We start from the raw sequence: 12279 nt of genomic DNA, 5'->3' as shown, positions 1-12279 counted from the left end.
GATGGACGTTTTGATCATCGAGGACGATGTTCTGCATCGCGCCTATCTCAACGAAGCGGTGAGGGCGGCTCTGCCGGAATGTGGCACGGTACTGGAGGCGGAGAACGGTAGGGCAGGTGAAAAGCTGGCGCGGGAAAATCGCGCCGCCCACATCGTTATGGATTTGCAGATGAACGAGCGAAACGGCATCGAAGCCGCGCGAACCATCTGGAAGGAGAGGCCGGACACTCGCATTCTCTTCTGGTCCAATTATTCGGACGAAGCCTATGTGCGTGGCGTCTCCCGCATAGTGCCCGAAGGTGCCGCCTATGGTTACGTGTTGAAATCCGCCTCGGACGACCGCTTGAGGCTGGCGCTACGCAGCATCTTCATCGAAGCGCAATGCGTCATCGATCGCGAAGTCCGGGGGCTGCAGGAAAAGAGCCTCGGCAAGGCGCATGGCTTTTCCGACGCTGAATATGAAATCCTGATCGATATGGCGCTGGGGTTGACGGACAAGGCCATTGCACGGCGTCGGAACCTGTCGCTGCGCAGTGTGCAGAACCGCCTGCAGAGCCTTTACGAGAAACTGAACGTGCATCAGTCGACTGGTGAGGACGAGGCGGAAGGGCGATATAATCTGCGTACCCGCGCCATCACCATTGCCTACCTGCGCAAGCTTCTCAACTACAGTGCACTGGAAAGAGCCGAACGCGAGTTGGCCGAGTGGCATGGTGGAAAATGACGAAAGGCCCGGCTTTTTGGCCGGGCCTTCGAATTTCGATCGATATGATCAGTTCATCTGGCTGACGAAGCGGGTCTCGAGATAGGCCTCGACCGCTTCTGAACCACCTTCCGTGCCGTAACCGGAATCCTTCACGCCGCCGAAGGGCACTTCCGGAATGGCAAGGCCATTGTGGTTGATCGTCAGCATACCGGCTTCAACGCGCTGGCCGAGAGCGTGCGCGGTCTTCACCGAGCCGGTGAACGCATAGGAGGCCAGGCCAAAGGGCAGGCGGTTTGCTTCCTCGATCGCATCTTCCATCGTGGAGAAGCGGTTGACGATCGCCACTGGACCGAAGGGCTCTTCGTTCATGATCTTGGCGCTTGTCGGTACGTCGGTCAGAACCGTCGGCTCGAAGAAATTACCCTTGTTGCCGATGCGCTTGCCGCCGGTCTTCAGCGTGGCACCGTGCGAAACGGCGTCCTGAATCAGCGCTTCCATCGCCGGAATGCGGCGTTCATTGGCCAGAGGTCCCATGCCGGTGTCGGCATCCAGACCGTTTCCGATCTTCAGGCCTTCGGCATATTTGACGATGCCGTCGATGAACTTGTCGGCAATGCTATCCTGGATGAGGAAGCGTGTGGGTGCGACGCAGACCTGTCCGGCATTACGGAACTTGGCTGCAGCCGAGACTTCGACTGCCTTGTCGAGATCGGCATCCTCAAACACCAGCACGGGTGCGTGGCCGCCGAGTTCCATCGTGGCGCGCTTCATGTGCTTGCCGGCGAGTGCTGCGAGATGCTTGCCGACCGGGGTGGAGCCGGTAAAGGAAATCTTGCGGATGACCGGATGCGGAATGAGATACTCCGAAATCTCGGCGGGAACGCCATAGACGAGGTTGACGACGCCTGCCGGCACGCCCGCATCGGCAAAAGCGCGAATGAGTTCTGCCGGTGAGGCAGGTGTTTCTTCAGGGGCCTTCACGATGATCGAACAACCGGTTGCGACCGCTGCCGAAAGCTTGCGGACTACCTGATTGATCGGGAAGTTCCAGGGCGTGAAAGCTGCAACCGGGCCAACGGGGAACTTGATCGCCAGGTTGGAGACGCCGCCGAAACGCGCGGGAATGACCTGACCATAGGTGCGGCGTGCCTCTTCGGCGAACCAGTCGATGGTGTCGGCAGCGTTGTTGATTTCGCCCTTAGACTGGGCGATCGGCTTGCCCTGTTCGCGGGTCATCAGCCAGGCGATGTAATCGATCCGCTCACGCAGAAGATCGGCGGCCTTGCGCATGATCTTCGAACGTTCGAATGCGGAGGTATCGCGCCAGACCTTGAAACCTTTGTCGGCGGCGGAAAGTGCCAGATCCAGATCTTCCTTTTCCGCATGCGCGATGGAGCCGATGATCTCATCGGTCGCAGGGTCGGAAACGGCGATCGTTTTGCCGGAGAGCGCGTCGCGCCACTCGCCATTGATGAAGAGTTTAACGTCGGGGTAGCTGTGCATGTGAAGACCTTCGCGATTTTACCGACCGGCAGGGCGCCGGTGCATTTCGTTCAATCAGCAAATCGATTGCCGCCTGAAGCGGAACGGGATGTCTTCGGTAAACCGAAGACGGTGGTGAGCCTCTTATATTATTTCGCCCGGTCGCGGTTTCAACCGGTAACTTCTAAAAGTATGATTTATTTCGCATTGCAAAAGACCCGGTTTGGGACCGGGTCTTGAGGGTACGTGTGTGGCTCAAAAGAACGCCTGAAGGCCTGTCTGGGCGCGGCCGAGGATCAGCGCATGCACGTCATGCGTTCCTTCGTAAGTGTTGACCGTTTCCAGGTTCTGCGCGTGGCGCATGACGTGATATTCGATCTGAATTCCGTTGCCGCCATGCATGTCTCGGGCCTGCCGCGCGATGTCGAGCGCCTTGCCGCAATTGTTGCGCTTGATGATGGAGATCATCTCCGGTGCCATGCGATGCTCGTCGAAGAGACGACCAACGCGCAGCGATGCCTGAAGGCCGAGCGCGATTTCGGTCTGCATGTCGGCAAGCTTCTTTTGATAGAGCTGCATGCCAGCGAGCGGCTTGCCAAACTGCTTGCGGTCAAGCCCATATTGCAGCGCCCGGAACCAGCAGTCTTCCGCAGCACCCATCACGCCCCAGGAAATGCCGTAGCGTGCCCGATTGAGGCAGCCGAACGGGCCCTTGAGCCCGGAGACGTTTGGCAGCAGCGCGTCTTCGCCCACCTCCACGCCATCCATGACGATTTCGCCGGTGATGGAAGCGCGCAGCGACAGCTTGCCACCGATCTTCGGCGCGGAGAGGCCCTTCATGCCCTTCTCCAGAACGAAGCCGCGGATCTCGTTGTTATGCGCTTCGGATTTTGCCCAGACGACGAAGACGTCGGCGATCGGTGCGTTGGAAATCCACATCTTCGAACCGCGCAGACGATAGCCGCCCTCGATCTTCTCAGCGCGCGTCTTCATGCCGCCGGGATCAGAGCCGGCATCCGGCTCGGTCAGGCCGAAGCAGCCGATGAGCTCGCCTGAAACCAGACCCGGCAGATACTTGTCCTTCTGCTCCTCACAGCCATAGGCAAAGATCGGGTAGATGACGAGCGAGGACTGGACGCTCATCATGGATCTATAACCGCTGTCGATACGCTCAACTTCACGCGCGACAAGACCGTAAGCGACGTAGCTGGCGTCGGCTGCGCCGTATTTCTCCGGCAGCGTCACGCCGAGCAGACCGGCCTGACCCATCAGGCGGAAGAGTTCCGGTTCCGATGTTTCGGAGAGATAAGCGTCCTGAATGCGTGGGAGAAGTTCGGCTTTGGCGAAGGCGGCGGCGGAGTCGCGGATCATCCGCTCGTCGTCGTTGAGTTGATCCTCAAGCAGAAACGGGTCCTGCCAGTTGAATGATGCACGTTCGCTCACGATGAAGTCTCCACTTTTGTTGCTGCGATTATTGGCAATCGATCGTCGCCGGGCAAGCCATGTTTACTCATCCGGCTATTACCGATAGGAATGCGCCATGACGTCACTCAGCCGCAAACTCCTGCCCTCCACCAGCGCGCTCGCCGCCTTTGATTCCGTGGCGCGGCTTGGCAGTTTTTCGCTGGCGGCGGACGAGCTTTCCCTGACCCAAGGGGCGATCAGCAGGCAGGTCATGTCGCTGGAAGAGCAACTTGGGGTCAGGCTTTTCGAGCGTGGAGCGCGGGGCGTTTCGCTGACGCGAGAGGGCGAAATCTATGCGAAAGCGATCGGTATTGCGCTTGGCGATATTCGCTCCGCCTCGCTTCAGGTCATGACCAAAACGCATGCCAATACGCTCAATCTCGCCATGCTGCCCACCTTCGGCACGCGTTGGCTGTTGCCGCGCATTCCAAAATTCGTCGCTGCCCATCCCGAGATCACGCTGAATTTTGCCACGCGGATCGGTCAGTTCGATTTCGAAAAGGAAGGGCTGGATATGGCAATCCATATTGGCCAGCCGGATTGGCCTGCGGCAGAAAGTATCTTTCTGATGGACGAGATGGTCGCGCCTGTCTGCAGCCCGGCTTTCCTCGCCAGCCATCCAATCGCCAGGGCTGACGACATTGCCGGTCTTGCTCTGCTGCATATGGCATCAAGGCCCGGTGCGTGGGATCACTGGTTCAAGAGTTTGGGTATCGTCGCGCACCAGACGCCCGCCATGCGCTTCGAGCAGTTTTCAAGTGTTGCCCAAGCCTGCATCGCAGGTCTCGGCGTTGCCCTGATGCCGCTGTTTCTGATCGAAAGCGAGCTCAAGTCAGGGCAACTCGTCCAGGCCTTCGATCACCCGGTCAAAAGTCCCAGCTCCTATTATGCCGTCGCTCCGCTGTCGCGCATCAACCACGGTCCCGTCGTCCTCTTCAGGCGCTGGCTGCTCAGTGAAAGTGAAACGTTTCGCGCGCAGACGGCTGGCTAGTTCTCGCTCTGTTTGCAGAGTTTCAAGGCCAAGCCGATGCTTGTGGCGGGAATTTCATCCTGCATCAATTTTAAGCTTGCGAAGACCTGGAATATGGTCCTAGATCGCCTGCGACGAGGACTGGTTGAATTGCGGCACGACGCCGATCACCCTTTGCTCGTATCATCCCATCCGTCGATAAGCCTCTGGTTTATAACGATAAAAGTCTGCGTCAATCCTGGAATAACTTGAAATGCAATTGGTTTTCGACGGACATAACGATGTGTTGCTGCGTCTGTGGCACAACGGTAAAAAAGGCGGGGACCCAGTCGCAGAATTCATCGACGGAACGTCGCAAGGCCATATCGATGTGCCGCGTGCCAAGGCTGGCGGTCTGGCTGGCGGTCTGTGTGCCGTCTACATCCCTTCCGGCGATCTGATTTTGCAAGAGCCGGACGAGAACGGCCACTATGTCACGCCGCTCGCCGCACCTCTTCAGCGTCAGCCCTCTCTCGATATCGCAATGGAAAAGCTGGCGATCGCTTATCGCGTGGAGCGCGCAGGCGGCTGGAAAATTTGCCGCTCGACAGCCGATATCCGCAAAGCCATGAAAGAGGACATTTTTGCTGCGGTCCTTCATATGGAAGGCTGCGAGGCGATCGATGAAGATCTGGATGCGCTGGAGGTCTTCTACGCCGCGGGTCTTCGCTCGCTCGGACCCGTCTGGAGCCGCCATAACGCTTTCGGCCATGGTGTTCCCTTCGCCTTTCCTATGTCGCCGGATAGCGCGCCCGGCCTGACCGATGCCGGTTTCGAACTCGTCAAGCGCTGCAACCAGCTCGGCATTCTGATCGATCTGGCTCACATCACCGAAAAGGGTTTCTGGGATGTGGCAAAGACCAGCGATCAGCCGCTGATCGCCAGCCATTCCAACGCGCATGCCCTGACCGGTGTTGCCCGCAACTTGACCGACGTCCAGATGGACGCGATCAAGGAAAGAAACGGGCTCGTCGGTCTGAATTACGCCGTGACCATGCTGCGTCCGGATGCGCGCGACGATGCGAAGACACCGCTCTCCGACATGGTTCGCCACATCGACTACATGGTCGAGCGCATGGGCATCGATTGTGTTGCGCTCGGTTCCGACTTCGATGGCGCGACCGTGCCTGCGGACATCGCAGATGCGGCGGGCAATCAGAATCTGGTTGCCGCTCTCGAGGCTGCTGGCTACTCTGAAGTAGAGCTTGCTAAAATTTGCCGGGAAAACTGGCTGCGTGTTCTGGCTCAAGCTTGGCATGAGCCGACCTGATCAAGAGTGATATGAACCTATGAAGGGGAGAACAATGACGAAGTCGCTCAATAAAATGGCCCGCATTCTGGCAACCAGCGCCGCGCTGTCGCTGATCGCGCTGTCCGCGCCTCAGGCCTTTGCCGCCACGCCCGCCGATACGCTGGTGGAAGGTTTTGCCATCGATGACATCATCACGCTCGATCCGGGTGAGGCGTTCGAGCTGTCGGCTGCGGAAGTCACCGGCAACACCTACTCCAAGCTGGTCTCGATCGACCTCAACGACACCTCCAAGGTCGTGGGCGATCTGGCCGAAAGCTGGACGACGTCGGACGATGGTCTGACCTACACCTTCAAGCTGAAGCCCGGCCTCAAATTTGCATCTGGTAACCCGGTAACGGCGGAAGATGTCGCGTTTTCCTTTGAGCGCGCCGTCAAGCTCGACAAGTCGCCCGCCTTCCTTCTTACGCAGTTCGGCCTGAAGGGCGACAATGTCAACGAAAAGGCCAAGGCGACCGCGCCCGATACCTTCACGCTGACGGTGGACAAGCCCTATGCGCCGAGCTTCGTCCTGAACGTTCTGACCGCGACCGTCGCCTCGGTCGTCGACAAGAAGCTCGTCATGGAAAAGGCCAAGGCGATGACGCCGACTGCCGACTACAAATACGACACCGATTTCGGCAATGAATTCCTGAAGACCGGCTATGCCGGTTCCGGCCCGTACAAGATCCTTGGCTGGAAGGCCAACGAAGCCGTCATCCTTGAAGCCAACCCGAACTACTACGGCGAAAAGCCGAAGCTGAAGCGTGTCGTCTATCGCCACATGAAGGAAAGCTCCGGTCAGCGCCTGGCGCTGGAAAACGGCGACATCGACGTGGCGCGTAACCTGGAGCCGGGCGACATGGAGGCCGTTTCCAAGAAGGAAGGTCTTTCCGTCACCTCCGCTCCTAAGGGCACCGTCTATTACTTCAGCCTCAACCAGAAGAACGAGTATCTGAAGAAGCCGGAAGTTGTCGAAGCCTTCAAATATCTTGTCGATTACGATGGTATCGGTGCGACCCTGATCAAGGGTATTGGCGAAATCCATCAGACCTTCCTGCCGAAGGGCCAGCTGGGTGCGCTTGACGAGAACCCTTACAAGTTGGATGTCCCCAAAGCGAAGGAACTGCTGGCCAAGGCTGGTCTGAAAGACGGCTTTACCGTGACCATGGATGTGCGCAACACCCAGCCCGTGACCGGTATTGCCGAGAACGTTCAGCAAACGCTGGCGCAAGCCGGCATCAAGCTGGAAATCATCCCGGGCGATGGCAAGCAGACGCTGACCAAGTTCCGTGCGCGCACGCACGACATCTATATCGGTCAGTGGGGCTCGGACTATTTCGATCCGAACTCGAATGCCGAAACCTTCACCATCAACTACGACAATTCCGACGAAGGCAAGAACAAGACGCTTGCCTGGCGCAATGCCTGGGACGTTCCGGAGCTGACGAAGGAAACGCAATCTGCACTTCTGGAGAAGGACAGCGCCAAGCGCGCGAAGATTTATGAGGACCTGCAGAAGAAGGTTCTCGAAACCGGACCTTTCGTCATCATCTTCCAGCAGACGGAAGTTGCGGGTTACTCCAGCAAGCTCAAGGGTCTGAAGCTCGGCCCAAGCTTCGATACCAATTATGTCTATAACATCTCCAAGGAATGATCCGGCAGGATCGGTCCATTGAGTATCGTTGAAACCCCCGCAAGCCTGAGGCACGGCAAACGCCGTGCCAACAGGCGCCGCATGGCCGTTCTCGGCTTCATCGTTACCGTCGTCACGACCTTTTTAGGCTTGCTGGCGGTAACCTTCTTCATTGGTCGCGTCATTCCCATCGATCCGGCGCTGGCGATCGTCGGCGATCGCGCGCCTGCCCATGTTGTGGAGCGCGTGCGCGAGGAACTCGGCCTGAACCTGCCGCTCTGGCAGCAGTTCTTCATCTATCTGAAGCAGGCGCTGACCGGTAATTTCGGCACGTCGGTGCTGACAAGCAATCCGGTGATGGACGACATCAAGCGCGTCTTCCCGGCCACCATCGAGCTTGCGACGCTTGGTACATTGATCGGAGCGCTCTTCGGCGTTCCGCTTGGCGTACTGGCAGCCGTCAAGCGCGGCAGCATCATCGACCAGATCGTTCGCGTCATCGGGTTGATCGGCTATTCCGTGCCGATCTTCTGGCTCGGCCTTCTGGCGCTTCTGGTGTTTTATGCCAAGTTGAACTGGGTCGCCTATCCCGGCCGTATGGATATCGTCTACGAGTTTACCTTCACACCAACCACCGGTTTCTATCTCTTCGATGCCCTTTGGCAGGGCCAGTGGGATGTGTTCTGGGATCTCTTCCGCCACATCATCCTGCCCGCAGGACTGCTCGGTTACTTCTCGCTCGCCTATATCAGCCGCATGACGCGCTCCTTCATGCTGAATGAACTGGCGCAGGAATACATCGTCGCCGCACGCGCCAAGGGTCTGTCGGAAACGCGCATCATCTGGTTCCACGCTCTGCGGAACGCCGCAGTCCCTCTGCTCACGGTGATCGTGCTCTCCTATGCCGGTCTGCTGGAGGGTTCGGTTCTGACGGAAACGATCTTCTCCTGGCCGGGCCTTGGCCTCTACATCACCAATTCCCTGCAGAATGCGGACATGAATGCCGTTCTCGGCGGCACCATCGTGATCGGCGCCGTCTTCATCGGCATCAATCTCTTGTCCGATCTGCTCTACCGGACGCTCGATCCAAGGACGCGCAGCCGATGACGGATACCATGTCCATTGTGAAACCCTACAGCCGCGAGTGGCTTCTGTCCGACCGCCCGACCTCGCGAAAGCAGGCGCGGCTCGGGCGCGCCTATGTCATCTGGCGGCGCTTTTCCGAAAATCGTCTGGCGCTAGCAGGACTCGGCATCATCCTGGCGCTGGTGTTCGTCGCAATCTTCGCCAATGTCCTGGCGCCGCATTCCCCGGTTCAGGGCGATCTTCGCAATGCCCGCTTGTTGCCTCCGGGGACAGACGGATATTGGCTCGGCACGGACGATCAGGGGCGAGATATTCTGTCCCGCCTGATCTACGGCTCGCGTTTGACGCTTTTCGTCGTCGTGCTGGTGGCGATCATTGCCGCCCCGATCGGTCTCATCGTCGGCACCGTCGCCGGTTATGCCGGTGGATGGATCGACGCGGTGCTGATGCGGATCACAGATATCTTTCTTGCCTTTCCCAAGCTCGTTCTTGCGCTTGCGCTCGTGGCAGCACTTGGTCCTGGCATTGAGAATGCGGTGCTGGCGATCGCGGTCACCTCCTGGCCGCCTTATGCCCGTATTGCACGCGCCGAAACCATGACGTTTCGAAATTCCGACTTCATCGCTGCGGTCAAGCTGATGGGGGCATCTCCCTGGCGCATCGTGCTCAAACATGTGATCCCTCTCTGTTTCTCCTCGCTCATCGTGCGTGTGACGCTGGATATGGCTGGCATCATCCTGACCGCCGCCGGTCTCGGCTTCCTAGGTCTCGGCGCGCAGCCGCCACTCCCCGAATGGGGCGCGATGATTGCCTCTGGCCGCCGCTTCATTCTCGACCAGTGGTGGGTTGCAGCGATGCCAGGTGCCGCCATCCTCATCGTCAGCCTAGGCTTCAACCTCTTGGGTGACGGGCTTCGCGATGCGCTCGATCCAAAGGAGGCTGGCCAGTGACTTCATCTTCCACCACGCCTCTTTTGACGGTCGAAAATCTGCGCGTCAGCTTTCCGACCAGAACCGGCCTTGTCGAAGCCGTGAGAGGGGTATCCTTTACGCTCGGCAAGGAACGTCTCGGCATTGTCGGCGAGTCCGGTTCCGGCAAATCGCAGACCGGTCGCGCCATCATGGGTCTGACCCCAGGGCATGCGAAGATTACGGCCGATGCACTTCGCTTTGGCGATATCGATCTCCTGACGGCACCGGCAAAGCAGCGTCGCACGATCCGCGGCAAGCGGATCGCGATGATCCTGCAGGACCCGAAATATTCGCTCAATCCGGTCATGACCATCGGGCGCCAGATCGTCGAAACGTTGAAGACGCATGAGCGGATCGGCTATTCCGAGGCGAAGAAGCGTGCGCTCGACATGCTCGAGGCGGTGCAAATCCGCGATCCCGAACGTGTCTTCAATCTCTATCCGCACGAGGTTTCCGGTGGTATGGGGCAGCGCGTCATGATCGCCATGATGCTGGTCTGCGGTCCGGAACTCCTGATCGCCGACGAGCCGACATCGGCACTCGACGTCACTGTGCAATTGGAAGTGCTGGATATTCTCGACAAGCTGGTGCGCGAGCGCGGCATGGGGCTGATCTTCGTCTCGCACGACCTGCGCCTTGTCTCGTCCTTCTGCGACCGGGTGCTCGTCATGTATGCGGGGCGCGTGGTGGAAGAGCTTCCATCCGCCGATCTGCAAAACGCGAAACATCCCTATACGCAAGGGCTTCTCAACTGTCTGCCGAAAATCGGCGAGCACCGGCATCCGCTGCCGGTCCTTCAACGCCAAGCGGAGTGGCGTCTATGACGGTCGTATTGTCTGCCAAGGATATCGTCGTAGACTTCGACGGTTATCTGGCCTTGGACCGCGTCAGCATCGAGGTGGCGAAGGGCGAATCCTTCGGGCTTGTGGGTGAATCCGGTTCCGGCAAGTCGACGCTTTTGCGTGCAATCGCCGGCCTCAACCATTTTGAAGAAGGCGCTCTTACGGTGGACGGGCGGACCTATAGCCGCAAGTCACGTGACAAGAGCTTCTATCGTGATGTCCAGATGGTGTTCCAGGACCCCTATGGCTCGCTCCATCCGCGCCAGACGGTGGATGCCATTTTGCTGGAGCCGCTCGTCATTCATGGGGTAGACAACAAGGAAGCACGGATCGCCCGTGCGCTCGACGAGGTCGGTCTTGGCACGGGTTTCCGCTTCCGCTACTCGCACCAGCTTTCGGGCGGCCAGCGCCAGCGTATCGCCATTGCCCGCGCACTGATCCTCGAGCCGAAGATCCTGCTTCTCGACGAGCCGACATCGGCGCTCGATGCCTCGATCCAGGCGGAAATCCTCAATCTGCTGGAACAGGCGCGCAAGGACAGAAACCTGACTTTCGTCATGGTCAGCCATGATCTCGGCGTCATCAGCCACATGTGCGACCGGCTGGCGGTGATGAAAAGCGGCAGGATCGTCGAGTCGATGGATGTCCACCAGCTGGAAACCAGAGAGTTTTCCGCCGATTACACGAGACAGCTGATGGTAGCGAGCGAAGGTTTCAGGCGCGATTGAGGCCAGCTTACACCTGGTGTATGACCGCAGCAGTGAGGGGGCGCTGGTTGACCCTGCCCACCAGCCTTTGATCGAACATCGGGGATGATCGCTCCATGCAATTGCGCGCATTGATGTATTTCGATGAACTCGTCCGCACCAATTCCATGCGCGCGGCGGCCGAGAACCTGAATGTTGCACCGACTGCGGTCAGTCGTCAGATCGAAAATCTCGAATATTATTTCGGCACACCGCTGGTCGAGCGCTCCAGCCGCGGCGTGAAGCTGACGGCAGCGGGCGAGCTCCTTGCAGCACGTGCCGGCAAGACGCTGCGGGAGCTGGACCATGTCAACCAGCTGATCGACGATCTGAAGGGTCTGCAACGCGGCCGCGTCACGATCTATGCCAATGGTGCCACGGTGGCCAATCTGCTGGCACCCGTCCTGGCGCAATTCAGCCTCAAATATCCAAAGCTGCGTTTCGAGGTCAACATCACCAGCGCGCGCCAGGCGATGGAGGCGTTGGGAACCGCGGAAGCCGATCTTGTCGTCAGCCTGTTTGCGCCGAAGCTCTCCGGCGTCAAAGTGCGCTCGCGCACGCGTATCAGCTATGATGCCATCTTCCCGGCGGGACATGCACTTGCCAGCGAGCCCGAAGTGACATTGAAGGAACTGGCCGGACTTCCGCTTGCCCTGCCGGACAAAACCTTTGCCGCACGTCAGGCCTTTGATGCCCTCTTTGCGGATGCCGGCATCGAACTCGATCCGGTCTTTATCACCAGCTCTCTGGAGATGCTGAAGGAGTTGGTCCTGGGGAACGCTGCCGCGACGCTTTTGCCCGCCCTTTCGGTGGCGCGAGAATTGCGCAGCGGCCAGATGGTCGCCGTTCCTCTGGCGAGCAAGAAGGGCATTCACACACAGATCGACCTCTGCGTCGCACCGGATCGCCAGTTATCGTTTTCGGCCTCCAAACTCGCCGACTTCATTGAACGTTTCATGCGTGAGGCAACGACCTCACCATAAGGCGCATCGCGATCTTTCAGATGCGCGTCCGATGCTTTACGTCTTTCTTTTGTCGCCCGTCGTCCA

11 protein-coding genes are annotated in these 12279 nt (G+C 58.9%); 9 read left to right on the top strand and 2 right to left on the bottom strand.

The features are described 5' to 3' along the window. The first annotated feature begins 1 nt into the window (after window position 1). Complete coding sequence (locus tag ACTJKV_RS12665; protein ID WP_062443644.1) at window positions 2–724, top strand: response regulator transcription factor; 723 nt, start codon at window positions 2–4, stop codon at window positions 722–724. 48 nt (window positions 725–772) lie between these two features. Here ACTJKV_RS12665 and ACTJKV_RS12660 read toward each other — a convergent pair whose 3' ends face one another. Both ACTJKV_RS12660 and ACTJKV_RS12655 read right to left on the bottom strand, forming a co-directional pair. After that, window positions 773–2209, bottom strand: coding sequence for an NAD-dependent succinate-semialdehyde dehydrogenase (locus tag ACTJKV_RS12660; RefSeq protein ID WP_111849751.1), 1437 nt, complete (start codon window positions 2207–2209; stop codon window positions 773–775). 234 nt (window positions 2210–2443) lie between these two features. Further along, window positions 2444–3631, bottom strand: coding sequence for an acyl-CoA dehydrogenase (locus tag ACTJKV_RS12655; RefSeq protein ID WP_440598778.1), 1188 nt, complete (start codon window positions 3629–3631; stop codon window positions 2444–2446). Between the two features lie 97 nt (window positions 3632–3728). Here ACTJKV_RS12655 and ACTJKV_RS12650 point away from each other — a divergent pair, with 97 nt between their 5' ends. From ACTJKV_RS12650 to ACTJKV_RS12615, 8 genes are all read left to right on the top strand, one after another. Continuing rightward, entirely contained in the window at window positions 3729–4643 is a 915-nt protein-coding gene (locus tag ACTJKV_RS12650) for a LysR family transcriptional regulator (RefSeq protein WP_440598777.1), read from the top strand. Window positions 4644–4875: 232 nt separating this feature from the next. Next, window positions 4876–5931 (top strand): dipeptidase, encoded by a 1056-nt coding sequence (locus ACTJKV_RS12645; RefSeq protein WP_440598776.1) that lies wholly within the window; start codon window positions 4876–4878, stop codon window positions 5929–5931. Between the two features lie 34 nt (window positions 5932–5965). Continuing rightward, entirely contained in the window at window positions 5966–7606 is a 1641-nt protein-coding gene (locus ACTJKV_RS12640; protein WP_440598775.1) for an ABC transporter substrate-binding protein, read from the top strand. Window positions 7607–7624: 18 nt separating this feature from the next. Continuing rightward, window positions 7625–8692 (top strand): ABC transporter permease, encoded by a 1068-nt coding sequence (locus tag ACTJKV_RS12635; protein ID WP_062423593.1) that lies wholly within the window; start codon window positions 7625–7627, stop codon window positions 8690–8692. Further along, entirely contained in the window at window positions 8689–9621 is a 933-nt protein-coding gene (gene nikC / locus ACTJKV_RS12630; protein WP_062443630.1) for a nickel transporter permease, read from the top strand. The genes ACTJKV_RS12635 and nikC overlap by 4 nt, the downstream gene beginning before the upstream one ends. Next, the gene (locus ACTJKV_RS12625; RefSeq protein WP_062443627.1) at window positions 9618–10466 is read left to right on the top strand and encodes an ABC transporter ATP-binding protein; all 849 of its coding nucleotides are present in this window, start codon (window positions 9618–9620) and stop codon (window positions 10464–10466) included. Before nikC ends, ACTJKV_RS12625 begins: the two co-directional genes overlap by 4 nt. Continuing rightward, a complete protein-coding gene (locus ACTJKV_RS12620; RefSeq protein WP_440598774.1) occupies window positions 10463–11212 on the top strand; it encodes an ABC transporter ATP-binding protein in 750 nt (249 codons plus the stop codon). Before ACTJKV_RS12625 ends, ACTJKV_RS12620 begins: the two co-directional genes overlap by 4 nt. A gap of 95 nt (window positions 11213–11307) precedes the next feature. Beyond that, the gene (locus ACTJKV_RS12615; protein ID WP_440598773.1) at window positions 11308–12213 is read left to right on the top strand and encodes a LysR family transcriptional regulator; all 906 of its coding nucleotides are present in this window, start codon (window positions 11308–11310) and stop codon (window positions 12211–12213) included. Window positions 12214–12279: the final 66 nt, after the last annotated feature.

It is taken from the genome of Agrobacterium sp. 22117 (genome assembly GCF_052045735.1).
GTDB classification, from domain to species: domain Bacteria; phylum Pseudomonadota; class Alphaproteobacteria; order Rhizobiales; family Rhizobiaceae; genus Agrobacterium; species Agrobacterium cavarae.
This window is presented reverse-complemented; position numbering and strand designations above follow the sequence as displayed.

Coding starts and splice junctions, on each gene's coding strand:
- ACTJKV_RS12640 (WP_440598775.1), top strand. CDS start 5,966: ATGACGAAGTCGCTCAATAAAATGGCCCGCATTCTGGCAACCAGCGCC.
- ACTJKV_RS12660 (WP_111849751.1), bottom strand. CDS start 2,209: ATGCACAGCTACCCCGACGTTAAACTCTTCATCAATGGCGAGTGGCGC.
- ACTJKV_RS12645 (WP_440598776.1), top strand. CDS start 4,876: ATGCAATTGGTTTTCGACGGACATAACGATGTGTTGCTGCGTCTGTGG.
- ACTJKV_RS12650 (WP_440598777.1), top strand. CDS start 3,729: ATGACGTCACTCAGCCGCAAACTCCTGCCCTCCACCAGCGCGCTCGCC.
- nikC (WP_062443630.1), top strand. CDS start 8,689: ATGACGGATACCATGTCCATTGTGAAACCCTACAGCCGCGAGTGGCTT.
- ACTJKV_RS12615 (WP_440598773.1), top strand. CDS start 11,308: ATGCAATTGCGCGCATTGATGTATTTCGATGAACTCGTCCGCACCAAT.
- ACTJKV_RS12665 (WP_062443644.1), top strand. CDS start 2: ATGGACGTTTTGATCATCGAGGACGATGTTCTGCATCGCGCCTATCTC.
- ACTJKV_RS12620 (WP_440598774.1), top strand. CDS start 10,463: ATGACGGTCGTATTGTCTGCCAAGGATATCGTCGTAGACTTCGACGGT.